The sequence below is a fragment of the Oceaniradius stylonematis genome, from assembly GCF_965223445.1.
In the GTDB taxonomy this organism is placed as follows: Bacteria; Pseudomonadota; Alphaproteobacteria; order Rhizobiales; family Rhizobiaceae; genus Roseitalea; species Roseitalea stylonematis.
This window is the reverse complement of record NZ_OZ244994.1, coordinates 739,958-762,770: the sequence shown is the minus strand read 5'-3', so window position 1 is coordinate 762,770 and position 22,813 is coordinate 739,958. Positions and strand designations below refer to the sequence as shown.

19 protein-coding genes are annotated in these 22,813 nt (G+C 65.7%); 3 read left to right on the top strand and 16 right to left on the bottom strand.

Annotated elements, in window-relative coordinates; translation table 11 throughout:
* Nucleotides 1-15: 15 nt before the first annotated feature.
* The 4 genes from ACOQOU_RS03835 to ACOQOU_RS03820 all read right to left on the bottom strand — a co-directional run bounded on the left by ACOQOU_RS03835 (nt 16) and on the right by ACOQOU_RS03820 (nt 3,871).
* Nucleotides 16-1,296, bottom strand: a complete 1,281-nt coding sequence (locus ACOQOU_RS03835; protein ID WP_306025807.1) for a beta-ketoacyl-ACP synthase — start codon at nt 1,294-1,296, stop codon at nt 16-18.
* On the bottom strand, nt 1,293-2,483 hold the full coding sequence (locus tag ACOQOU_RS03830; protein WP_306025815.1) for a beta-ketoacyl-ACP synthase: 1,191 nt from the start codon (nt 2,481-2,483) through the stop codon (nt 1,293-1,295). Before ACOQOU_RS03830 ends, ACOQOU_RS03835 begins: the two co-directional genes overlap by 4 nt.
* Before the next feature lie 27 nt (nt 2,484-2,510).
* Entirely contained in the window at nt 2,511-2,792 is a 282-nt protein-coding gene (locus tag ACOQOU_RS03825; protein WP_109766283.1) for an acyl carrier protein, read from the bottom strand.
* 107 nt (nt 2,793-2,899) lie between these two features.
* On the bottom strand, nt 2,900-3,871 hold the full coding sequence (locus ACOQOU_RS03820; RefSeq protein WP_306025808.1) for a sugar kinase: 972 nt from the start codon (nt 3,869-3,871) through the stop codon (nt 2,900-2,902).
* 70 nt (nt 3,872-3,941) lie between these two features.
* On the opposite strand from ACOQOU_RS03820, the gene scpA reads away from it, so the two are divergent.
* Nucleotides 3,942-6,116: a methylmalonyl-CoA mutase gene (gene scpA, locus ACOQOU_RS03815; protein WP_109766462.1), complete on the top strand. Its 2,175-nt coding sequence runs from the start codon at nt 3,942-3,944 to the stop codon at nt 6,114-6,116.
* A 16-nt stretch (nt 6,117-6,132) separates the two neighbouring features.
* Here scpA and ACOQOU_RS03810 read toward each other — a convergent pair whose 3' ends face one another.
* From ACOQOU_RS03810 to ACOQOU_RS03785, 6 genes are all read right to left on the bottom strand, one after another.
* Nucleotides 6,133-7,341 (bottom strand): multidrug effflux MFS transporter, encoded by a 1,209-nt coding sequence (locus tag ACOQOU_RS03810; RefSeq protein ID WP_306025809.1) that lies wholly within the window; start codon nt 7,339-7,341, stop codon nt 6,133-6,135.
* A gap of 184 nt (nt 7,342-7,525) precedes the next feature.
* Entirely contained in the window at nt 7,526-9,625 is a 2,100-nt protein-coding gene (locus ACOQOU_RS03805) for a 3'-5' exonuclease (protein WP_158585271.1), read from the bottom strand.
* A gap of 127 nt (nt 9,626-9,752) precedes the next feature.
* Complete coding sequence (locus ACOQOU_RS03800; protein ID WP_158585270.1) at nt 9,753-10,316, bottom strand: hypothetical protein; 564 nt, start codon at nt 10,314-10,316, stop codon at nt 9,753-9,755.
* 21 nt (nt 10,317-10,337) lie between these two features.
* Nucleotides 10,338-12,191: a DUF294 nucleotidyltransferase-like domain-containing protein gene (locus ACOQOU_RS03795; RefSeq protein ID WP_306025810.1), complete on the bottom strand. Its 1,854-nt coding sequence runs from the start codon at nt 12,189-12,191 to the stop codon at nt 10,338-10,340.
* Between the two features lie 147 nt (nt 12,192-12,338).
* Nucleotides 12,339-14,114 carry a sodium:solute symporter family protein gene (locus ACOQOU_RS03790; protein WP_109766279.1) on the bottom strand — a complete coding sequence of 592 codons (1,776 nt, stop codon included), beginning with the start codon at nt 14,112-14,114 and terminating at the stop codon, nt 12,339-12,341.
* A gap of 15 nt (nt 14,115-14,129) precedes the next feature.
* Nucleotides 14,130-14,393: a DUF4212 domain-containing protein gene (locus ACOQOU_RS03785; protein ID WP_109766278.1), complete on the bottom strand. Its 264-nt coding sequence runs from the start codon at nt 14,391-14,393 to the stop codon at nt 14,130-14,132.
* Between the two features lie 497 nt (nt 14,394-14,890).
* Between ACOQOU_RS03785 and ACOQOU_RS03780 the strand changes: the two genes are divergently transcribed.
* Nucleotides 14,891-15,598 carry a DUF1045 domain-containing protein gene (locus ACOQOU_RS03780; protein ID WP_306026360.1) on the top strand — a complete coding sequence of 236 codons (708 nt, stop codon included), beginning with the start codon at nt 14,891-14,893 and terminating at the stop codon, nt 15,596-15,598.
* A 9-nt stretch (nt 15,599-15,607) separates the two neighbouring features.
* Here the strand turns inward: ACOQOU_RS03780 and ACOQOU_RS03775 are convergent, their stop codons facing one another.
* The 6 genes from ACOQOU_RS03775 to ACOQOU_RS03750 all read right to left on the bottom strand — a co-directional run bounded on the left by ACOQOU_RS03775 (nt 15,608) and on the right by ACOQOU_RS03750 (nt 20,789).
* Entirely contained in the window at nt 15,608-15,841 is a 234-nt protein-coding gene (locus ACOQOU_RS03775; protein WP_306026361.1) for a hypothetical protein, read from the bottom strand.
* Nucleotides 15,828-16,994 carry an aromatic ring-hydroxylating oxygenase subunit alpha gene (locus tag ACOQOU_RS03770; RefSeq protein ID WP_306026362.1) on the bottom strand — a complete coding sequence of 389 codons (1,167 nt, stop codon included), beginning with the start codon at nt 16,992-16,994 and terminating at the stop codon, nt 15,828-15,830. The genes ACOQOU_RS03775 and ACOQOU_RS03770 overlap by 14 nt, the downstream gene beginning before the upstream one ends.
* A gap of 96 nt (nt 16,995-17,090) precedes the next feature.
* Complete coding sequence (locus ACOQOU_RS03765) at nt 17,091-17,936, bottom strand: metal ABC transporter permease (protein WP_306026363.1); 846 nt, start codon at nt 17,934-17,936, stop codon at nt 17,091-17,093.
* Nucleotides 17,933-18,817, bottom strand: coding sequence for a metal ABC transporter permease (locus ACOQOU_RS03760; protein ID WP_109766274.1), 885 nt, complete (start codon nt 18,815-18,817; stop codon nt 17,933-17,935). Before ACOQOU_RS03760 ends, ACOQOU_RS03765 begins: the two co-directional genes overlap by 4 nt.
* The gene (locus ACOQOU_RS03755) at nt 18,814-19,740 is read right to left on the bottom strand and encodes a manganese/iron ABC transporter ATP-binding protein (RefSeq protein WP_306026364.1); all 927 of its coding nucleotides are present in this window, start codon (nt 19,738-19,740) and stop codon (nt 18,814-18,816) included. Before ACOQOU_RS03755 ends, ACOQOU_RS03760 begins: the two co-directional genes overlap by 4 nt.
* 119 nt (nt 19,741-19,859) lie before the next feature.
* A complete protein-coding gene (locus ACOQOU_RS03750) occupies nt 19,860-20,789 on the bottom strand; it encodes a metal ABC transporter substrate-binding protein (protein ID WP_306026365.1) in 930 nt (309 codons plus the stop codon).
* 170 nt (nt 20,790-20,959) lie between these two features.
* Here ACOQOU_RS03750 and ACOQOU_RS03745 point away from each other — a divergent pair, with 170 nt between their 5' ends.
* The gene (locus tag ACOQOU_RS03745) at nt 20,960-22,657 is read left to right on the top strand and encodes an ABC transporter permease (protein WP_306026366.1); all 1,698 of its coding nucleotides are present in this window, start codon (nt 20,960-20,962) and stop codon (nt 22,655-22,657) included.
* The last annotated feature ends 156 nt before the right edge of the window (nt 22,658-22,813 follow it).

Below are 22,813 nucleotides of genomic sequence, written 5' to 3'. Positions count from 1 at the left end.
GCGAGTGCGCCCGCTCTAAGCGGGTTCGGCCGCGATGACAAGGCAGGTGTTCTGGCCGCCGAAACCGAACGAATTGGACAGGACACGCGTCACCGCCGCATCGCGTTTCTCGTTGGGCACGCAGTCAAGCGCCAGCGCCGGATCGGGGTTGGCGTGGTTGATCGTCGGCGGCAGCGTTCCGGTCCGGATCGTCATCAGCGAAAAAACGGCCTCGATGGCACCGGCGGCGGTCAGCGTGTGGCCGATCATCGACTTGTTGGACGAGATCGGCACGCCGCCCAGCCCCTCGCCGAAGACTTCTGTCAGCGACAGGCATTCCATCTTGTCGTTTTCCGGCGTCGAGGTGCCGTGCGCGTTGATGTAGCCGATATCGGAAGGGGCAACGCCGGCATCGCCAAGCGCGGCGTTGACGGCGGCGATGGCGGGCGAACCGTCAGGCTTGGAGCGGGTGCGGTGGAAATCGTCGGCCTTTTCGCCGCAGCCTTCCAGGATGCCCAGAACGGTCGCGCCACGGGCGCGGGCGCTCTCCAGCGTTTCCATGACGAACGCGCCGGCGCCCTCGGCCATCACGAAGCCGTCTCGGTCCTTCGAGAAGGGCTTGGAGGCCTGTTCCGGCACGTCGTTCTGGGTCGAAAGGGCGGACAGGAGCGAGAAGCGGATCAGCGCCTCGGCGGTGACCGACCCGTCGGTGCCGACGCTGAGCGCGCGCTCGGCCTCGCCGCGCCGGATCGCCTCGGCGCCAAGCTGGATGGCGGTCGCGCCTGACGCGCAGGCGGTCGACAGCGTCACCGGAAGGCCGCGCGCGCCGGTCTTTTCCTTCAGCCGCAATGCCGTCGAGCCGAAATAGACATGGCCGGAATGCTGCGGGTGGGGCGTTGCGCGGGCCGCGGCCAGGATCCGGTCATAGCCCGCATCGCCTTCGCCCAGCGCCGCTCCTTCCGCATCGAGCGACAGCCGCTGGTGCCATTCCAGTTCGACCGGAGGGGCGGCGACGAACAAGGGTCCGCCGAAATCACTCGAAAAGCCAGCTTCCTCAAGTGCTTCGAGCGCGGCGGCTTCGGCCAGTGCGTAGGTGAGGGCAGTGGAGCCATCCTCGGGCGCGGTCATGAAATCGACGGTGCCGGCGATGGTCGTGCGCAAATGGTCGGTGGGAAAGCGGGCGATGCGGTGAATGCCCGAGCGGCCAGCGGTCAGTGCCGCCCAATTGTCGGTCTTGCCGCGTCCGAGCGGCGAGACGATGCCCGCGCCGGTGATGGCGATCAGCGGCCGGCCGGCCTTGTCGGTGACGGCGCTCATCTTGCCTGCTCCGGTGTGGATATGCGGACCATCGCCTCGGCAACCTGATGGCCGAGCGCGACCACGCCGATGGTGCCGGGCGGGCCGCCGGCGGACGCTTCGGCGGCTTCGAGCGGCGCCACCGGCCGGCCCTTGGCGATCGACAGGGCCGCAACGGCGATGGCGAGCGGAAACTGCGCCTCGCGCAGATGGCCGGTCTTGTTGGCAATGGCGCGCACGGGCCTTTCGGGCCAGCGCGCGGCGGCAAGTGCGGCCTCGGCGGCATTGCGGGCAAGGGCGCCGGAATTGGCCGAGACGATCATGTCGGCGTCGTCGAGGCCGGTCTCGTTGGCGAGCCGTTCGAGGCGCGATGGCGTGGCCTCGGCATCGCCCGCATCGACGGTGACCGGGCCGATGGCGGCATGGACCGCCGCGCCGCGCGCGGCCGCGTGGCGGGCCTCCTCGATGACCAGAAAGACACCGCCGGAGCCGGCGACGAGACCGCCGCCTTCACCGGATGCGCGTTCGGCGACCGGTTTCCACGGCCCGCGCGCCAGATGCCGGTTCATCTCGTAGCCGAGCAGCATGTCGGGATGTTCGGCGTTGAAGGCGGCACCGACCAGCGCGTGGGTGGACTGGCCGGCGCGGATGCGCGCGACGGCGGTTTGCACCGCCGACATGGCCGCGCCTTCCTCGCCCATGAAGGTGCGCGACGAGCCGGTGACCTTGTGGACGATCGAAATGTTGCCGGCCAGAAGGTTGGACAATTGCGCCAGGAACAGCGTCGGGCGCAGTTCGGTGGTCAGCTTTTCATTGATCAGGACACCGATGTCGTTGCGGCCCGCAGCGGCCTCGGCGAGGATCATGGCGTCGACAGCCACATCGCGCTCGCCGCCGGCAGCGGCGACGATCATGTCCATCGTGCCGGTCAGGGCTTCGTCGCCCTTGATGCCGGCATCGTCGAGCGCGAGGCCCGCCGCATAGGTGCCAAGGCGCTGCCAGGCCTCCATCTGGCGCTGGTCGCCGCGCTTGGGGATCTGTTCGGACCAGTCGATCTCTGGCGCCGGATGCACCGGATAGGGCGCAAAGCGGTCGGCATCGACCACCGGAGCGGAACCATCGGTCAGCGCCTGCCAGTTGGCCTCGACGCCCACGCCCATGGCGGTGACGATGCCGATGCCGGTGATGACGGCGGAATGGGCCACTATGTCCGGTTGCCTCCGGTGTGGGGGATGTCAGGCGGCCTTGGCGGCGACCAGCCCGTCGATCTTGCCGCACAGATTGCTGATGACGAAATATTCCTCGGTGGGAACCTTGCCGTCATTGACATCCTGGGTCCACTGCTCGAGCGGAATCTTGATGCCGAACTCCTTGTCGATCGCAAAGACGATGTCGAGGAAATCGAGGCTGTCGATGCCCAGATCGTCGATCGTGTGGCTTTCGGGCGTGATGGTTTCGCGGTCGATCTCGCTGGTCTCGGCGATGATGTCGGCGACTTTGTCAAACGTGGTGGCCACTTTCGGTGTCCTTTGTTCTTGCGCGTTGCGGCGCGCGGGCCTTTCGCCCAGCCTTTGTTCGAGCGCGTGTCTATCCGGTTTGGGCGCGAAGGAAAAGGCCGTTTTGGTCAGCCGGCGCCGCTGTTCGCCCGCCGCAGATCGTCAAGGTCACCCATCGGCAAAAGCGCGCCGTGATGGCCGATGACGCGGCCGGCAACGCGATGGGCGAAACGCGTCGCATCGGCCGGGCCGCGACCGGCAAGATGAGCGGCGAGCCAGCCGCCGTTGAAGCTGTCGCCGGCGCCGGTCGTATCGACGGGAACAATTCCTGCTTCTGGGGCGACCGTTTCGGGTGTGCCGTCATGATGGACAAGCGCGGCGGCGGCGCCGCATTTGACGATGATCGTCTCGGGGCCGTGGGCGGCGATCCGCCCGGCGGTTGCTTCGGGCGATGCGTCGCCGAAAAGCATGGCTTCGTCGTCGAAGGTCGGCAGCACGATCGTGCTCGTCCGGTAGCCGGCTTCGATGGCGGTTTGCGCCTGTTGTTCATCGGGCCAAAGGCGGGGGCGGTAATTGGGGTCGAAGGCGATCATGGCGCCGGCGTCGCGCGCGACCTCCAGCGCGTCCGTCAGGCGTTGGCGGGCGTCGGCATCGAGAATGGCGAGCGTGATACCGGAGACATAGACGAGATCGGCGCCGGCAAGGCTTTGCCCCAGCGCGGCCGCATCGTCGGCCAGGTGACGGGCGGCGGCCTCGCTGCGCCAATAGGTGAAGGAGCGTTCGCCGGCTGCGTCCAGCGCGATCGCGTAAAGCCCCGGCGCCTTGCCGGCGACCGTCGGGCTTTCGGCGATGCCGATGCGGTTGTCCGCCAGAAAAGCGATCTGCTCGGCCGAGAACGGGTCGTCGCCAAAAGCGGTGACATAGTCGGTGACCGCCTCATCGGGCAAAAGCGCACGCAGATACCACAGCGTGTTCAGCGTGTCGCCGGCAAAGCCCTGCTGCCAGCTCGCACCGGAGCGGCCGGACAGTTCGATCATGCATTCGCCGATGGAGACCACGCGCATGGGCGGCTGATAGCGGCGCGCGCCGGGGACGTCCATACATTCGTTGCATTGCGGGCGCTGGCGGGCGCATTATGAACGGGCATCGATCACGGGATGGAGACGCGCCATGGCAGACAGGGAAAAGCCGACACTGGACGATTGGCGCGCGCTTGCCGAGCGCGAGTTGAAGGGCATGTCGCCGGACGATCTGGTCTGGAAGACACCCGAGGGCATCGCCGTCAAGCCTCTCTATACCGAGGCCGATCTGGAGGGCGCGGACCATCTGGGCGGCCTGCCGGGCATGGCGCCCTTCACACGCGGTCCGCGCGCGACGATGTATGCCGGCCGGCCCTGGACGATCCGGCAATATGCCGGCTTTTCGACGGCCGAGGATTCCAACGCGTTCTACCGCAAGGCGCTGGCCGCCGGCCAGAAGGGCCTGTCGGTCGCCTTCGATCTGGCCACCCACCGGGGCTATGATTCCGACCATGACCGTGTCGTCGGCGATGTCGGCAAGGCGGGTGTCGCGATCGATTCGGTCGAGGACATGAAGATCCTGTTCGACGGCATTCCGCTTGAGGAAATGAGCGTGTCGATGACGATGAACGGCGCCGTCATCCCGGTGCTGGCGATGTTCATCGTCGCCGGCGAGGAGCAGGGCGTCGACCGGGCGAAACTGTCCGGAACCATCCAGAACGACATTTTGAAGGAGTTCATGGTCCGCAACACCTACATCTACCCGCCCGAAGCCTCGATGCGGATCGTCGCCGACATCATCGAATACACGGCGGCGGAGATGCCGAAGTACAATTCCATCTCGATCTCCGGCTATCACATGCAGGAGGCGGGCGCGACGCTGGTGCAGGAACTGGCCTTCACGCTGGCCGACGGGCGCGAATATGTCCGCGCGGCGCTCAAGAAAGGCATGGATGTCGACGCGTTCGCCGGGCGGCTGTCCTTCTTCTTCTGCATTGGCATGAATTTTTTCATGGAGGCGGCCAAGCTGCGCGCCGCACGCCTCTTGTGGGCGAAGATCATGGACGAGTTCGAGCCGAAAAAGCCGCAATCGTCGATGCTGCGCACGCACTGCCAGACGTCCGGCGTGTCGCTGCAGGAGCAGGACCCCTACAACAACATAGTGCGCACGGCATATGAGGCGATGGCGGCGGCGCTCGGCGGCACGCAATCGCTGCACACGAACTCCTTTGACGAAGCCATTGCCTTGCCAACGGAATTCTCCGCGCGCATCGCGCGGAACACGCAGCTCATCCTGCAGAACGAGACCGGCGTGACCAGGACCGTCGATCCGCTGGCCGGCTCCTACTATGTCGAGAGCCTGACGAAAGAGATGGCCGACAAGGCCTGGGCGCTGATCGAGGAAGTCGAAGCGCTCGGCGGCATGACCCGGGCGGTGCAGGATGGGCTGCCCAAGCGGCTGATCGAGGAGGCCGCCGCCCGGCGTCAGGCCGCCGTCGACCGGGGCGAGGAGGTGATTGTCGGCGTCAACAGGTTCCGGCTCGAAAAAGAAGACGAGATCGACATTCTGGACATCGACAACACGGCGGTGCGGGCCAGCCAGGTGGCGCGGCTCAAGCGCATCCGGGCGAGCCGCGACGAGACGGCATGCCAGGCCGCGCTTTCCGCGATGACCGAGGCCGCGAAATCGGGTGAGGGCAATCTGCTCGAACTCGCCGTGGACGCAGCCCGCAAGCGCGCCACCGTCGGCGAGATATCATCGGCGATGGAAACGGCGTTCGGCCGGCACGTGGCCGATGTGATCACCATCAAGGGCGTCTATGGCGAAGCCTATGCGGGCGACGAGCGGTTCGCCGGCGTGCGGGCGCGGATCGAGGCGCGCAAGGATCGCGCCGGCAAGCCGCCGTCGATCTTCATCGCCAAGATGGGGCAGGACGGGCACGACCGGGGCGCCAAGGTGATCGCCACGGCGTTTGGCGACATGGGGTTCGACGTCCATGTCGGCCCGCTGTTCCAGACGCCGGACGAGGCGGCGCAGATGGCTGTCGACCATGATGTGGAGCTTGTCGGCATGAGTTCGCATGCGGCGGGCCACAAGACGCTGGCGCCGATTCTCGTCAAGGAACTGGCGGCGCGCGATGCGGCCGACAAGGCGGTGATCGTGGGAGGCGTGATCCCGGCGCAGGATTACGATTTTCTCCGGCAGGCGGGCGTGGCGGCGATCTTCGGGCCCGGAACCGACATTCTGAAAGCGGCCGAGAACCTGCTCGACCTGCTCGACGAGCGCGAACGCCGCCGCAACTATCCGACCGAAGCCGCCGAGTAGGGAGGGGCCGGTTGCCTCACGCCGCGCGGGCCGCGGCAAGCCGACGCTGCCGCTTTTTCAGGACCAGCACGCCGGTTGCGGCGACGAGCCCGGCTAAGGATGTCAGCAACATCAGGGCTAGCAACGCGGCCGCCGCGTCGGGTGTCAGCACAAAACCGGTCAGGCTGGTTAGCGCTGCGCCGCCGGCCAGTGTCAGCGCGCCGGTGACGCCCGCCGCGCTGCCGGCCAGATGCGGCCGGACTGACATGGCGCCCGCGTTGGCGTTGGGCATCGTCAGCCCGTTGCCCAATCCAACGAAAACGGTGCAGCCGAAAAAGGTGAAGGGTGTGGCGATACCGGCTCCCAGGATGGCAAGACCCGACAGCATTCCCACGCATGCGACGATGCGTCCTGCAAGCATCACCATGTCGGGGGCGAAGCGCAGAACCAAACGGGTGGTGAGAAAGCTGCCGATCAAAAAGCCGGCAGTGATCGAGCCGACGATGGCACCCAATTGCGCCGTCGTGATCCCGAACGCGGTGACCGCGATCAGCGGCGCGCCGGCGATGAAAACAAAAAACGCACCGGTCGAAAAGGCGGTGCAGAGCGCGTAGCACCAGAAGAGGGGTTCGCCGAGGAGCCGCGACGCCTTCCGGGCATGCGGGTCTTCAACGCCCGATGCGTGGGGCAGGGTCTCACCAAGGTCGGTCCAGACACGCAGCAAGAGGCCAGCGCCCAAGACAGCATAGAGCGCAAACACGGCCCGCCAGCCGACCGCGACATCGAGCAAGCTGCCGAGGATAGGACCGAGCATTGGGGCGATTGCCATGACCATGCTGATTCGGCCGAGCCGCCGCGCGACGTCCGGGCCGTCTTCCAGGTCACGCACGATGGCCAGCGACAGGACGAAGCCGGCAATTGCGCCGGCCTGAAGCATTCTGAAACCCAACAGCATGGTCACGCTTTGCGCCAATGCGCAGCCGGCCGAGCCAATGGTGAAGAGGGTGAGCGCTGAGAGCAGGACCGGACGGCGGCCGATGCGATCGGCGACCGGACCTATGGCCAGTTCGGCCAGTGCCGTCACCGCCAGGTAGCCGCCGAGTGCAAGGCTGACGGCAGCATAGTCGGCCTTCAGGTCCGCAGCGATGTTGGTCAGCGACGGCACGATCATGTTCAACGTCAATGGCGGAAGGGCGGCCAGCATGAACAAGGTCGTCGGGGCGGGCGGCGAGAGCGAAGTCCGCATGGCTTTTCCGTTCCTTATAAACAAAAAAGCCCCCGAACAGTGTTCGGGGGCGCATGACCAAACGATCGGGTTCCCGCTAGGGTCCCGTGCACCTGTATGATTGCAGTACGATTGACATTTTCGTCATCTGATATCTCCTCGGCGGCACGCTAATACGCCGTGCGCAACAGCGCAACGGCCATCCTTATCCGTAGGCTGCCTGGCGGCGGCGGATTGCCGTCTGGTCCTCGGAAACGCGCAGCGCGTCGCCCAGCGTGACGACGCCGCTCGCCTCGAGCAGCCGGATCAGCTTGACGAAGACATGAGCCGTGGCGATCGCGTCGCCGCGCGCCGTGTGGCGGTCGTGCTCCGCGATCTCGACATTGAACCGCTCGGCCAGCCCGTCCAGCGACAATTCGCTCTCGGCACCCTGCAGGTGCGCGGCGAGCAGAACCGTGTCGAGCACAACATTGTCGAACTTGACACCGGCCGCCTTTTCGCCCTTGGCCAGGAACGCCATGTCGAAGGCGGCATTGTGGGCCACAAGCACCTGGTCCTTGGCAAAGGCGTGAAAGCGCTTGAGCGCGGAGGGGATCAAGGGCGCATCGGCGACCATGGCGTCGGTGATGTGATGGATGTTGGTCGAGGCCGCCGGGATGGTCCGTCCGGGATTGACGAAAAGATCGAAGATCTCGCCGCTCAACACCCGCCCGTTGACCACGCGCGCGCCGGCGATCGAGACGATCTCGTCGCCGCGGCGCGGATCGAGCCCGGTCATCTCGCAGTCGAAGACCACGGCATGCAGTTCGCTGAGGGGCACGTCGAGCAGGTCTTTGGACGTGTCGCGCTCGAACAGGTCGAAATCGTAAAATTCGGGCCGCGCATCGAGCACCGGCGCGGTGTCCTTGCCGGTCGTTCCGCGTGCGCCGGTATTGACGGGGAAATCGATCAGGATGGTATCGCCCTTCACGGTCGCCGTCGCGCAATGGCGTTCGAGGATCGAGCGGCCCGACAGGAAGGCGGTGCCGGCATCGGCGTTTTCCGACAGGCGCGCCTCCAGCCATGCCGCGCCGGGCGGCGCGCCGGTCACGGTGATGGCGATCTGCCGCGCATGGCCCAAGCCGCTCGCCTTCAGAGCGAGTTTTTCGACATCGCCGCGTTCGGCCAGCCCGTCGGCGAGGTTGCGCAGCAGGGCGATCAGCGTGGCGCTGTCGGCATGGATGAGTTCGCCATTTCCGGCGGTTTCGACGGCGACGGCGCTTCCTGAAAGTGTCTTGCGCACGGCGCCGAACAGCCGGCCTGCAGCCACATCGGCCATCGGCCAGGCCGAGGCGATGATGTTGTTCGATGCCAGTTCGAGGCGCTTGAGCGCTGTGGTCAACGGTGCAGATGCCGGCGTTTCGCCGCTGTCATCGATCGCCGTGCGGATGCCGTCGATCGCCTCGCGCAGTACCCGGTCGCGTTCGAGGCCTGCGGCCAGTTCGGTGGTGATATCGTCGAAGACGGTGATGAAGCCGGCCGGCGCGTTGCCCGCCTCGTTGAGGCGCAGCGCGACTTGGCCGCGCATCGTCACGGCGCCGTCGCAGGTCGAAAAGACGATCGGGAACGATCCGAGCCCCTCGATCGGCAGCGGGTTGGACGGGTCGGCCGGCGCCTCGAAGGCGCTGAGCGCTGCGCTGAATGGCGCCGCATCGACAATGTTGAAGAAGTCGCGGCCAAGGCCGAGCGACCCGATCATCACGTCGGTCGAGGCGGGGTCGTCACGCCGGAATTCCTCGACATGGAGGATTTCGACGGCGCGATGATTGTAGAGCGTGACGCGGCCGGTCATGGTGCACACGACAAGGCCCTGATGCAGGTCGCGCAACAGCGCCTCCAGCGCCGCCTTCTGGCGCGCGGCGTCGCGCATCGCGGTTTCGATCGCTGCATCGGTGCGCTCGCGCGCCTCGATCAGCGCGCTCGACACTTCGCGCGCGGCGGGCGCGATCATGCCCAGATATTCGCCCTCGCTGTCGAGCTTCATCGCCTTGCCGTCGCTGTGGGCTATGGTCTTGAGATCGGCGGCGATGGCCATCAGCGGCTTGGCGAGGTTCTCGTCGAACTTGAGCGCCACCCAGGCGATCAGACCGGCGATGGCAAAGGCGGAACCGCCGACGATCAGCACGATATGGTCGGCCGCCTCGGCGCCAAGGCGGATCGACAGCCAGACGATCGCGGCGACCAGCAGCGCCACGCTGACCGCACCGATCAGCGCAAAGAACAGGGCAATGCGGGCGCGCAGGCTGAGGCGCTCCACCCAGTGCATGTTGCGGACCTCCCGATCCCGAATGTCGGCGCAGCACAGGCCGCACGCAAACACCGCGCGGACAAGTGCCCGATTGACGGGTGGAGTTTGAGCCGTCGGGGACCGGGAAACCAGCCCGTCTTTGGGCCTATGAGGGGTTGGTGCCGGCGCCGGTTTCCACGCCGGTGACGGGCGCGTTGCACACCGTGCCGAGCAATTCGCCGTCGGCGGGCACGTCGATCCAGGTCTCGATCTGCGGCAGGCCGTCTTCATCCAGTGCAATGTCGTCGGTCAGGTCTGCGCGGCGGGCGTTTTCGCAATCGATCACCTGACGGGTGACGATGGTGCGCGCATAGCGCTGGACGAGGATCACTTCGGCAAGGCGCAGCGACGGATCGGCCTGGTTGACGCGGACGGTGGCGGTATCGACCAGCATGAAGCGATTGATGCGCGGGAAGATCAGCGTCCAGGGCTGGATGAAGTTGGAAAAGGGTTCGCCGGTGGCCACGACGACATGGCTTTCGGGCAGGTCGGCGACGATCCGGCTGTACCAGGAGTTCTCGATATAGGCGATGAAGGCGATCATCGCGACGCCGGCGGTCAGCGGCAGCACGCCCTTGGGCGTCTTGCGCCCGGTGGCGCGGAACGCCAGGGACACCATACCGACGCAGCCGATGGCCAGAACAATGGCGCCAATGAATGTGAGCAGCATGACTTGGATCCCCCGTCGAGACTAGCGCCGCGCGCCGCCCTGGCCAATCGCCGATTGCAGCGTCTTGACCACGGAAAACGCGTCCTTGAGATGGTTGCGTTCGAGCGCGGACAGCGTGTCGGGCACCATGAAGTTGTCGGGCTTGCCGCCGGCGCGGATCTGCGCGGTCTGGTGCTTGAGGCGCAGCTCGACGATCAGGTCGTAGGCGTCGATCAGGTCGCTGCCGCCGGTCTTGGACAGGATGCCGTCCATGTCGCGGGCCGTGATCAGCCGCTGGCGCGTGTTGACGGCCTCGATGCGGCCTTCCAGCGCATAGGCGCGGCCAAGATCGGTGATCGGCACGACGCCGGAGAGCTTCATGTCGATCGCGTTCTTGTGTTCGCCGCCGCGTACATAGCTGAGCCCGCCGAACAGGCCGAGCGGCGGGGTGTGGGTCAGCGAGTTGGCGATCATGTGGGCGCGGAAGATGGAATCCTTGCTCGCTTTTTCGAGCGTGCGCACATTGAGATCGCCGAACAGCGTTTCGTCGCCCGCGATCGGCCGCAGGTCGAACATGACGCTCGCCAGCATTTGCGCCATCGGGTCGGGCTTGGCGATCCAGTTGTCGAAATAGCGGCGCCAGACCCGCACCGGCTGACGCCATTTGGGATTGGTCGCCATCATGTCGCCGGGGCAGTAGAAATAGCCCACCGCGTCCAGCCCGTCGGAGACGAACCTGGCGAACTCGGCGAAATACCCGCCATGGGCGTCTTCGTCGTAATCGTCGGACAGGAACAGGCAGTTGTCCTGATCGGAGACGCCGGTCTGTTCCATGCGTCCCTGGCTGCCGCAGGCGAGCCACAGCCACGGCACGGGCGCGGGGCCGAGCTTTTGCTCGGCAAGCGCGATGAGGCGTCGGGTCACCGCATCGGTGATGCCGGTCATCATCCGGCCGACCTGATGGCCCTCGAGGCCGCTCGCAACCAGCTCGACCAGCATTTGCGGGTTGCGCGCAACGACCTCGGCGAGCCCATCATAGGTCTCGCGGCGGTTGATGTCGGCGATCATGTAGATCAGCGAATTGGAGTTCCGGCGCACCAGATCGGTCTGCGTGACGATGCCCTGCGGCGTGCCGTCGGCGCCGACGACCGGAAGGTGGCCGATACGCTTTTCGGTCATCACCATGACGGCGTCGAGCATGGTCGCATCGGGGCTGAGCGCGACCGGATCGCGGGCCATAACCTCGGTCAGCGGGGTTTCGGCGTCCATGCCGCGGGCGATCACGTTTCCGACCAGATCGCCGGCGGTGACGATGCCGACCAGCTTTCCACCCTCTCCGGTAACGAGCGTGCAGGAAATGTGCCGCTCCCACATGGCTTCGGCGGCCTGCCGGACGCTGGATGTTTCAGGCAGCGCCATGGGCTTTTCGGTCATCAGGTCGCCGAGGCGCGTGGCGACCATGTTGACGGCTGGCGCCGCGCGCGGCGCGGCCGTTGCCGGCGCATCGGCACGGCGCCTGAAAAAGGAGGCGAAGACCGGATCGGCGTCCATGATCGAAAGAAAGGTCGGGGCCGCTATGACCACATAGTCGGCATCGGTGCGCGCTTCGACGCGCAGGATCGCCCTGCCTTCGCGCAACAGGGCGCGGTGGCCGAACACGTCGCCGGCATGCATGTCGGCGAGCACTTCGCCCTCGGCGGAGATCAGCTGCATCGTGCCGGCGGTGATCACATGCAGCCCGGCGATCGGATCGCCGATCGCGCAGACCAGCTCGTCGGCGGCGGCGCTGTGCTCGGTCGCGTTCCGCGTCAGCGCGGAAAAATGGTCGGGGTTGAGCGCCCGGAACGGCGCGCGCCCTTCGGCAAAGGCCGCAAAGGCCCGGGCTCTGTCTGTCATCGGTTCAACCGTCATTGGTCTGGTCGGTCTCGTCCGGCGTCATAGAAGGTTTGGTGCGATGCAAAAAGCCCCGCCTTGTGAAAAAAGGCGGGGCCTTGCGTGTTCGGGTGGGGGCGGCGGGACACCGGAATGTCCCGCCGCGCTCGATCAGTGGTCGACGGCAGCGCCGGCGCCCCGGGGAATCCGGACGCTTTCGACCAGATCCTGGATGTGCTGGGGCGGAGCAGCGGTAGCCTGGGCAACCGCATAGGCCACAGCGAAGTTGAACACCGCGCCGATCGGGCCGAAGTGGGTTGGCGGGATGCCGAACAGATACTGGGAGCTGTCCAGCAGCGCAGTTCCCGGGATGAAGAACCAGCCCAGATACAGGAACAGGTACAGACAGGTCGTGATCAGACCGGCCAGCATGCCTGCCGTTGCGCCGGCGGAGTTCATCCGCTTGGAGAAGATGCCCATCATCAGCGTCGGGAACAGCGTTGCCGCCGCCAGACCAAAGGCCAGCGCCACGACCTGCGCCGCAAATCCGGGCGGGTTCAGACCCAGCCAGACCGCCACGACGATCGCCACGGCCATCGATATGCGCGCCGCGAGCAGTTCGCCTCTCTCCGAGATGTTCGGATTGAAGACCGACTTGATCAGATCGTGGCTGATCGCCGACGAGATCGCCAATAGCAGACCCGCCGCCGTGGACAGTGCCGCCGCGATACCGCCCGCCGCGATCAGTGCGATCACCCAGCCGGGCAATTGCGCGATCTCGGGGTTGGCGAGGACGAGAATGTCACGGTTGAAGGTGACCAGCTCGTTGCCTTCCCAGCCGCGTTCGGCCGCGATGGCCTGCATGTCCGGGTTGGCGTCGTTGTAGTACTGGATGCGGCCGTCGCCGTTCTTGTCCTCGACGCCCAGCAGGCCGGTGACCTGCCACGTCTCGAACCAGTCGGGCAGTTCTTCGACCGCCACCGCTTCGCCCTCGATACCAGCAGGCCACATGGTGGTGGTGATGTTCAGGCGTGCCATCGCACCAACGGCGGGAGCCGTCAGGTACAGAAGCGCGATGAACACCAGCGCCCAGCCGGCAGACCAGCGCGCATCGGCCACCTTCGGAACGGTGAAGAAGCGGATGATGACGTGCGGCAGACCGGCGGTACCGATCATCAGCGACAGCGTGTAGAGCGCCATCAGCCATGGATTGGTCGTCGCCGTATACTCCCTGAAGCCGAGATCGGTCAGCAACTGGTCAAGCGTGACCAGCAAATACTGACCTTCGCCCGCATTGCCTTCCGACATCGTCGAGAACAGGCCCAGGCCCGGGATCGGGTTGCCGGTCAGGTTCAGCGAGATGAAGATCGCCGGGATGGTGTAGGCGACGATGAGCACGCAGTACTGCGCCACCTGGGTGTAGGTGATGCCCTTCATGCCGCCCAGAACGGCGTAGACGAAGACGACCGCACCCGCGGTGATCAGACCCCAGAAGATGTCGATCTCCAGGAAGCGGGAGAAGGCGATGCCCGCGCCGCGCATCTGGCCGATCACGTAGGTCACGGAGATGACGATGAGGCAGATGACGGCCACCACGCGCGCGGCGTTGGAATAGTAACGGTCGCCGACGAACTCGGGCACCGTGAACTTGCCGAACTTGCGCAGATAGGGCGCAAGCAGCATGGCCATCAGCACGTAGCCGCCGGTCCAGCCCATCAGGAACAGGGAGTTGTTGTAACCGACAAAGGCAATCAGGCCGGCCATCGAAATGAACGATGCGGCGGACATCCAGTCCGCTGCGGTGGCCATGCCGTTGAGGACCGGGTTCACGCCGCGGCCGGCGGCATAGAACTCGGAGGTGGAACCGGCGCGGGCCCAGATCGCGATGCCGAAATACAGCGCGAACGACAGGCCGACGACGATGAAATTGAGCGTTGTTTGATCCATGATGTCTGTCCCGCCCTACTCTTCGTCGACGCCGAATTCGCGATCGATCGCGTTCATGCGCCATGCGTAGAAAAAGATCAGGACCAGGAACACCAGGATCGAGCCCTGCTGGGCAAACCAGAAGCCCAGATCGGTGCCGCCGACCGCAATGCCCGACACCAGCGGACGCAGCAAAATTGCGAAACCGAACGATGCCAATGCCCAGATCACCAGGCAGAGGCCGATCAGCCGCAGGTTCTTGGTCCAGTAGTTGTCCGCTGAACCTTGGTTGTCACTCATTGAGTTGTCCTCCCTCGAGTGCATGTCAAAAACGAACCGGGGAGAAGCGCGCACGACACCGTTGGACCGCCCGCAAGCGGACGCGCCGGAATAAGCCGTGCGGGATCCTCCCTGACCCCTCCGTGAAATGCGGGTCGGCCTCGCGCCATGCCCGCCGGTGCCACATGCCAAAACGTTACGCGACGGCATGGTGAGGCTGAGCGGCATAACATGGCAGTGGGGCGGTTTTCTCAACACTACTTAATGCTAAGCCATTGAGCGAGGGTTCGGGCCGCAATGAAAAAAGTGTTAAAATACAGTTATTTAAAGGCGGAATGGCTGGCCCGGCTACTGGCCTGTGTACTGCTTTGGTTGTATGCCGTAAACGGTTCGCGGGCGGAATTTTTCAAGCGTTTGGCGCCGGCCGGACGGAGCGGAAAAAACGACCGGAGATTCGCCGAATTGTCACATGAGCACACTAGCAAGGGCGCACCGAAACGCTCGGGTGATTCGAAACCATGCGTTATGCCATCTATTTCAGTCCGCCGCGCGACCATGATTTGACGGTCGCCGCCGCGCAGTGGCTGGGCCGCGACGCCTTTTCCGGCCTGCCGATCCCGGCGACCGGGCTTGGCGCGCTGGGAGCCGGCGCGCAGGCCTATTACACCGCCGCGCCGCGCCGATACGGGTTTCACGGCACGCTCAAGGCGCCGTTCCGGCTGGCATCGCATGCGCGCGAAGGCGATTTGCTGAGGGCGTTGGGCGAATTCTGCGCCACGATGGCGCCGGTCCCGCTGCCCGACCTGGCAATCGGCCTTCTGGGCGGGTTCTTCGCGCTGGTGCCGGCGCGTGAAAACGGCCGGCTGAACGATCTGGCCAACCGTGTGGTCGCCGGTTTCGACAGGTTTCGCGCGCCGTTGAGCGATGCCGAGCTCGAACGCCGCCGGCCCGAACGGTTGTCGCGCGCCGAACTGCGCAATCTGTACAATTGGGGCTATCCTTACGTGTTCGACGCGTTCCGCTTCCACATGACGCTCACCGGCCATGTGGAGGAGCATGAGCGTGACCGGGTGGAGATCGCGCTGCGGCGCCATTTCGGCGCGTTGCCCGAGCAGGAGCTTTCGGTGGACCGGCTGACGCTGTTCGTCGAGCGCGAGTCCGGTGCGCCGTTCGATGTGCATTCGGTGCATGAATTCGGCGCGCAACCGGTGCGCGCCACCGCGTGACGGCCCCGGTCAGATCCGGCCGTGCGCGGCCAGAAGGCGCCTCAGGCGCTCGGCATCGGACGCGCCGGCTTCCAGCGCAAACACATAGGCCTGGGTGAGGAAGAAGCAGGCGGCATCGGTGTCGCCGGCCCGCATCAGCGCGCTGGCCGCCCGATCGTAAAGGCCGCTGAGTTGCGCGCAATCGCCATCCGCATGAGCGGCGATCAGCGATGCGTCAAGCGCGCTTCGGTCAACCGTCCGCATCGGCGAACTGGCTGGCGATCCAGTGGTGGAACAGGTGGGTCGGGCTGTCCATGACGGGCGAGAATCGGCCGCCGTCAAAACCAGCGGCGCGCCGGCCCCGCTGCATGCCCTCGACGACGAAGATGTCCTCCTCGAAGACGGTCTTCCACTGCGCCGCGTTCTTCTCGCGCAGTTCGGCACGCTCTTCACCGGCATCGGCCGCATCGTGATAGTAGAGCGCGACATGCTCGACCGTGCGTTCGGGCCCGTGCGGCTCGAGCAGGATCGCGAACGAATGGTCGCGGTGCACGCCCAGCAGCACGTTGGGATAGAGCGCGATATATTCAGCCGCCGTATCCCATTTGCCGGGCAGGCCGGGCGCGTCGCCGAACCGTTGGCCGCCAGCGCCCTCAAGCTGGCGGTAGACATGGGTGCCCTGGCCGGAAAAGGCGCCCGGCTGCTCGATGTTGTAATGGTCTTCGAGCCGCGAATAGGCGTTCAGCCCGGGATGCACCCAGGGCAGGTGATAGCTCTCGCAATAGTTCTCGACGGCCAGCTTCCAGTTGGTCGCGATGTCCAGCGAGAAAGCGCTGTCGGGGCCGGCGAAGGTCAGCGGATGGTCGAAGTCGGCCCATCGCGCGATCAGCGCCGCATGGGCGTCGGCGAAATCGGGCGCGGTGCCCGACAGGTTGACGAAGACGATGTCGCGCCAGATGTGTGACCGCACCTCGCGCAGGCCGAGCGTGGCGCGGTCGATGCCTTCATGCGCGTTGTGGCCGGGCCCGCCGACATGGGGCGTCGCCTTGAGCGCGCCGTCCAGATCGTAGCACCAGGAATGGTAGGGACAGCGGATGGCGCCACGGATAGGCCCGGCCTGTTCGACTAGGATCATGCCGCGGTGGCGGCACACATTGTCGAAGACACGCACCGTGCCGGCGCGGTCGCGCACCATCAGGAGCGGCTGGCCGGCAAACTCGACCGGCCGGGCATGGCCCGGTTCGGGCAAATCCTTGGCAAAGCCGATGCCGGCCCAGTTGCGTGCAAAGACCGCATCCTTTTCGCGCTCGAAAGTGTCAGCCGATGTGTAGAAGCGGTTGGGCAGGCCGCGCGCCCGGTCGACCGGCTGAAGCACGGCGCCGATGTCGTGATCGTGCTGCGGCGGCATGATCGTCATGGCCGGCCCTCCCGATGCGGCTGTGACGGTCAGGATCGGTCAAGGCGCGCGCAACGGGAATGCCTGAATGCGACATGCGCGCGATCAGGCGCGCTGTCACTGGGCCGGTGCCGTGGCGCGCGAGGCGGCGCGGGTGGCCAGCAGGCGGTGGACGAAGGCAACGCAGAACACCGCGGTCAGGATCAGGATGATGGTCGGCGCCGGCGCGCTGTCGAGGAAGAAGCTCGCATAGACGCCGGCGAGCATGGATGCGACCGTCACGCCGACGGCGATCAGCAGCATGGCGCCGAAGCGTTTGGTGATCAGGAAGGCGATGGCGCCCGGCGCGATCAGAAGCCCGACGGCGAGGACCAGGCCGACGGCGGTCAGCGTTGCGACGATGGTCGCCGACAGGATCGCCAGAAGACCGTAATGGATCAGGTTGACGGGCAGGCCGGCGGCGCGCGCCTGTTGCGGATCGAAGGCGTGCAGCAGGATATCGCGCCATTTGACCGCGATGATGCCGGTCACCAGTGCCGAGATCAGGCCGGAGACGACCAGATCCTGCGTGCCGACGCCGAGCATGTTGCCGAACAGGATGTGGTCGAGATGCACCGACGCATTGACCTTGGTGTACATGACGATGCCGAGGCCGAACATGCCCGAAAAGACGACGCCCATGACCGTGTCGTGCTTGACGCGGGAGTTGTTCTTCAAAAAGCCGGTTGCGAGCGCGCAGAACAGGCCCGAGGCGAAGGCGCCGATCGCCAATGGCAACTGGATCACATAGGCGATGACGATGCCGGGAAGGACCGCGTGAGCGACCGCATCGCCCATCAGCGCCCAACCCTTGAGCACCAGATAGCAGGACAGCAATGCGCATGGCACGGCGATGACCAGCGAGATCCAGAAGGCGTTCTGCATGAACGCGAACTGGAACGGCATGAGCAGCGTCCCGGTCATGGCCGGGCCTCCGCAGGCGTGCCCGGGCGGCCCGCGATCGCTTCGGCCGCGCGGCGGCGGGCGGCGAGCCAGCCATGCTTTGGCGCAAAGAAAAAGGCGACCAGGAAGACCAGCGTCTGCAGCGTGACGATTACGCCGCCGGTCGCGCCGTCCAGGAAATAGCTGATATAGGCGCCGGCGAAGCTGGTTGCCGCGCCGATGACGACCGAGATGACCACCAGCCTCGGGAAGCGGTCGGTCAGAAGATAGGCCGTGGCGCCTGGCGTGACGACAAGAGCGATGACGAGGAACGCGCCGACGGTCTGCAGCGCGGCGACGCAACAGGCCGACAGCAGCGTGAAGAAGACCACTTTCAGCGCATAAGTGTTGATGCCGATCGAACGCGCATGGTTCTCGTCGAAGAAGGTGACCATCAAATCCTTCCATTTGAGCAGCAGCACGGCGAGAGAGAAGAGTCCGATCAGCGCGACCTGGAGTGTGTCGGACGGAGTGATGGCGAGGATGTTGCCCATCACGATGGTCTGCACGTCGACCGAGGTGGGCGAGACCGAGATCATGAACAGGCCGAGGCCGAAAAAGGAGGTGAAGACCAGGCCGATGATCGTGTCTTCCTTCAGGCCGCTGCGCTCGTTGAGAAACAGCATCGACCCCGCCGCGAGGCCGCCGGCGACAAACGCGCCGAGCGAGAAGGGCAGGCCGAGCATGTAGGCGCCGGCGACGCCGGGCACGATGGAGTGGCTCAGCGCGTTGCCGATCAGCGACCAGCCCTTGAGCATCAGATAGGCCGACAGGAACGCGCAGACCGCGCCGATCAGCGCGGACACCCACATCGCGTTGACCATGTAGCCGTACTGGAACGGCTCGAGCAGCGCTGCCATCAGCCCTTGTCTCCGGCTTCGGACTGTCCGTCGTCGGGCTGGGCCTTCTTGGTCTCGTCGTCATAGACGACCAGCGGGCGCTCATCGTCGGTCAGGATGGTCAGCGCGCGTTCGTCGTCATCGTCGTGCAGGTCCTTGCCGCCGAGCACGAAGTGGCGCAGCACGCCGCCGAACGCCCTTTCGAGATTGCGCGGCGTGAAGACCGTTTCGGTGGGGCCGTGGGCCAGGACCGTGCCCTTGATCAGGACGGTGCGGTCGCAGAATTCGGGCACCGAACCCAGATTGTGCGTCGAGACCAGCATGACGCGGCCCTCGGCGCGCAGGTCGCGCAGAAGGTCGATGATCTGGTCCTCGGTCTTGACGTCGACGCCGGTGAAGGGTTCGTCGAGCAGGATGACCTGGCCGTTCTGGGCGAGTGCCCGGGCGAGGAAGACACGCTTTTTCTGCCCGCCCGACAGTTCGCCGATCTGGCGCTTGCGGAAGGCGGTCATGTTGACGCGTTCGAGCGCCTGGTCGACCATCTTGCGGTCGGTCGCCGACGGTCGGCGCAAGAAGCCCATATGGCCGTAACGGCCCATCATGACGACGTCCTCGACCAGCACGGGAAACGACCAGTCCACCTCCTCGGCCTGTGGCACGTAGGCGACGACGTTGCGCTTCAGCGCGTCGGCGACGCTCATGCCGAGAACGGAAATCTCGCCGCGCGCGGTCGGCACGAAGCCCATGATCGCCTTGAACAGGGTGGACTTGCCCGAACCGTTGACGCCGACCAGGGCGGTGATCGTGCCGCGCGGGATTTCGAAGCTGGCATCGCGCAGGGCCGTGTGGCCGTTGCGGTAGGTGACCGTGATGTCGCGGGCAGCGAGGCCTTCGCCGGCCAGCGCACCGTCGTCGGACGCGCTTTCGACGCGTTGCGGATTGAGCACGTTCAATATCCCTTTCGCCGCGAAAGGTGCGGCTCGTCTTCACAAATGACGGCATTCGCGGCGGACCGCGAATGCCCCGGTTTCAGCACTCCGCCGAAATGGGCGGCTGCCGGCTGCGATCAGTTGACCGCGGCCGAAAGGTTGGTCGCGACCGTCTCCGAGGTCACCCGCAGAAGGTCGAGATAGGTCGGCACGGGACCGTCGGCATCGGTCAGCGAATCGACATACAGCACGCCGCCATATTTGGCGCCCGTTTCGCGGGCGACCTGCTCGGCCGGATCGGTGTTGACCGTGCTTTCGCAGAAGACGACCGGAATGTCGTTTTCGCGCACGCCGTCAATGACCGAACGGACCTGCTGCGGCGTACCCGTGGCGTCGGCGTTCATCGGCCACAGATAGAGCTCCTTCATGCCGAAGTCGCGCGCCAGATAGGAGAACGCGCCCTCGCAGGTGACCAGCCAGCTCCTGTCCTCGGGCACAGCCTCGACCATCGCCTTGAGCGGCTCGATCGCTGCGCGGATCTCGTCCTTGTAGGCGGCGGCGTTGGCCGCATAGGTCTCGGCATTGTCCGGATCGTGGGCGATGAACGCGTCGCGGATGTTCTCGACATAGATCAGCGCGCTTTCGAGGCCCATCCAGGCGTGCGGGTTCGGCATGCCCTCATAGGAGCCCGAACGGATGTCGATCGGCTCGATCCCGTCGCTGACGGTGACGCTCGGCACATCGTCGAGATTGTCGAAGAACTGCTCGAACCACAGTTCGAGGTTCATTCCGTTCCACATGATCAGATCGGCATCCTGCGCCCGGACCAGATCGCGCGGCGTCGGCTGGTAGCCGTGGATTTCGGCGCCGGGCTTGGTGATCGATTCAACGATCGCCGCGTCGCCGGCCACGTTGCGGGCCATGTCGGCGATCACCGTGAAGGTGGTGACGGCCTTGAACTTGTCGTCGGCGAAGGCGGCCGTCGTGGCGCCGGCAGCAATCGTCGCGGCCAGGCCGGTCGCGATCGCGGTGCGCGCAAGGGTCGTCCATCGTCGGGCAGGGTGCATTGCGTCTCTCCATACGCTGTTAGGAACGATTTGCAACACATGTCGCTCCCGCATGCGTAAGTCAAGGGTTTTTGCAACTCATTCCTAAAAGCGTTCAAGACGACAATGGTTGACCGGTAAAGTCGGTTGCCATACTCCACTTTTCATTGTTCACGATGCGGATCCGGCACTTGTCCCACCGTCTCCTGCTGTCAGCCGCATGGGTCGTCGCGGCGCTGTGCATCCTGCCGATCGCCGCGGTGGCGGTGTCGGCGCTCGGCGGCAGCCTCGAGACCTGGGCGCGGCTCGCCGAAACCGTTCTCTGGCGCTACACATGGACGACGGTGCAGCTGGTCGTGATGGTCGGGGCAGGGACCGCGTTCATCGGCACGGGCGCGGCATGGCTTGTCACGGTCTGCCAGTTTCCCGGACGGCGCCTCTTCGAGGTTCTGCTGGCACTGCCGCTGGCCTTTCCGGCCTATGTGCTGGCCTATGCCTATACGGATCTGCTCGATCATCCCGGGGCGGTGCAGACCACGCTGCGCGCGGTGATGGGCTGGGGTCCGCGCGACTACTGGTTTCCGGAAATCCGTTCGGTCGGCGGCGCGGCGATCATGCTGATCTGCGTGCTCTACCCTTACGTCTATCTGCTCGCCCGCGCGGCGTTCCTGCGCCAGTCTCCGACCGCCTATTTCGCGGCGCGCACGCTGGGCCACTCGCCCTGGAGCGCGTTTCTGCGCGTCTCCATTCCGATGGCCCGGCCGGCGATTGCCGGCGGCGTCGTGCTGGCGCTGATGGAAACGATCGCCGATTTCGGCACGGTGTCCCATTTCGGCGTGCACACATTCGCAACCGGTATCTATCAGGCCTGGTTCGCGATGGGCGACCGGGCGGCGGCGGCCCAGCTCGCCTTCTGCCTGATGATCGTGGCGCTGTTTCTGGTCTTCATCGAACGCATCGAGCGCGGGGCGCGCCGGCACCATGAAGCGGGCCGGCGGATCGAGGCGATCGCGCCGCACGCGCTGAAGGGCTGGCGGGCGGCGGGCGCCGTCGCCTTCTGTTCGCTGCCGGTTCTGGTCGGCTTTGCGGTCCCGGTTGCCGTTCTGTTCGAAATGGCGGTGTCGTCCGAACAGAACCCGTTCTCTGCCCGCTATGTCGGCTTCATCACCAATTCGCTGACCGTCTCTTTCGTCGCCGCGCTGGTGACGATGGGCGGAGCGGTGATCATCGGCTATCTGGTGCGGCTGAAGCCCGGCCGCGGGCCGAGTTTCATCAAGACGGTGGCCGGCATGGGATACGCCATTCCCGGCGGCGTGATCGCGGTCGGCGTTCTGGTGCCGATGGCCGGGTTCGACAATGCGCTGGATGCGTTCATGGAAGCGCGGTTCGGCATCTCGACCGGCCTTCTGGTGACCGGGTCGATGGCCGTGCTGGTCTTTGCCTACATGGTCCGCTTCATGGCGGTGGCGCTGTCCTCGTTCGACACCGGCATGAGCCAGATCAAGCCCAACATGGACGCGGTGTCTCGGACGCTGGGCGCATCCACCGGCCGGATGCTGGGCCGCGTGCATCTGCCGCTGATGAAGGCGAGCCTTCTGACCGGCTTCCTGATCGTCTTCGTGGACGTGATGAAGGAACTACCGGCAACCATGATTCTGCGGCCGTTCAACTTCGACACGCTGGCCGTGCAGGCCTATCGGCTCGCGTCAGACGAGCGGCTGGACCAGGCCGGCGTGCCCTCGCTGATCATCGTCGCCTTCGGGCTCTTGCCGGTCATCATCATGATGCGCGCCATCGCCAGGGAGCGGCCCAGGCACCATTCGGAAGTACCTGCCGCGCTGGCCGACCCCTATGCGGCGCCCGAACCCGAAGCGCAGCGGGCGGTTTAGCGGACGGCCTGTGCCCCCACCCTTCATCCCTTCCTCGCAATCATGGGAGGGATGAAGGGTGGGGGTGTCGAACGCCTAACCATAGCGAACACCTGCCTCCAACAGGCTCCGGATTCCGGGTTCCACTGCGCGGCCCCGGAATGACGACCGGTTGTT

What these genes read in the sequence shown, in the direction of transcription:
- ACOQOU_RS03750 (WP_306026365.1), bottom strand. Translation starts at nt 20,789, where the DNA reads ATGCACCCTGCCCGACGATGGACGACCCTTGCGCGCACCGCGATCGCG.
- ACOQOU_RS03775 (WP_306026361.1), bottom strand. Translation starts at nt 15,841, where the DNA reads ATGCGGACGGTTGACCGAAGCGCGCTTGACGCATCGCTGATCGCCGCT.
- ACOQOU_RS03810 (WP_306025809.1), bottom strand. Translation starts at nt 7,341, where the DNA reads ATGCGGACTTCGCTCTCGCCGCCCGCCCCGACGACCTTGTTCATGCTG.
- ACOQOU_RS03835 (WP_306025807.1), bottom strand. Translation starts at nt 1,296, where the DNA reads ATGAGCGCCGTCACCGACAAGGCCGGCCGGCCGCTGATCGCCATCACC.
- ACOQOU_RS03770 (WP_306026362.1), bottom strand. Translation starts at nt 16,994, where the DNA reads ATGACGATCATGCCGCCGCAGCACGATCACGACATCGGCGCCGTGCTT.
- ACOQOU_RS03795 (WP_306025810.1), bottom strand. Translation starts at nt 12,191, where the DNA reads ATGACAGACAGAGCCCGGGCCTTTGCGGCCTTTGCCGAAGGGCGCGCG.
- ACOQOU_RS03790 (WP_109766279.1), bottom strand. Translation starts at nt 14,114, where the DNA reads ATGGATCAAACAACGCTCAATTTCATCGTCGTCGGCCTGTCGTTCGCG.
- ACOQOU_RS03805 (WP_158585271.1), bottom strand. Translation starts at nt 9,625, where the DNA reads ATGCACTGGGTGGAGCGCCTCAGCCTGCGCGCCCGCATTGCCCTGTTC.
- ACOQOU_RS03820 (WP_306025808.1), bottom strand. Translation starts at nt 3,871, where the DNA reads ATGGACGTCCCCGGCGCGCGCCGCTATCAGCCGCCCATGCGCGTGGTC.
- scpA (WP_109766462.1), top strand. Translation starts at nt 3,942, where the DNA reads ATGGCAGACAGGGAAAAGCCGACACTGGACGATTGGCGCGCGCTTGCC.
- ACOQOU_RS03785 (WP_109766278.1), bottom strand. Translation starts at nt 14,393, where the DNA reads ATGAGTGACAACCAAGGTTCAGCGGACAACTACTGGACCAAGAACCTG.
- ACOQOU_RS03780 (WP_306026360.1), top strand. Translation starts at nt 14,891, where the DNA reads ATGCGTTATGCCATCTATTTCAGTCCGCCGCGCGACCATGATTTGACG.
- ACOQOU_RS03765 (WP_306026363.1), bottom strand. Translation starts at nt 17,936, where the DNA reads ATGACCGGGACGCTGCTCATGCCGTTCCAGTTCGCGTTCATGCAGAAC.
- ACOQOU_RS03800 (WP_158585270.1), bottom strand. Translation starts at nt 10,316, where the DNA reads ATGCTGCTCACATTCATTGGCGCCATTGTTCTGGCCATCGGCTGCGTC.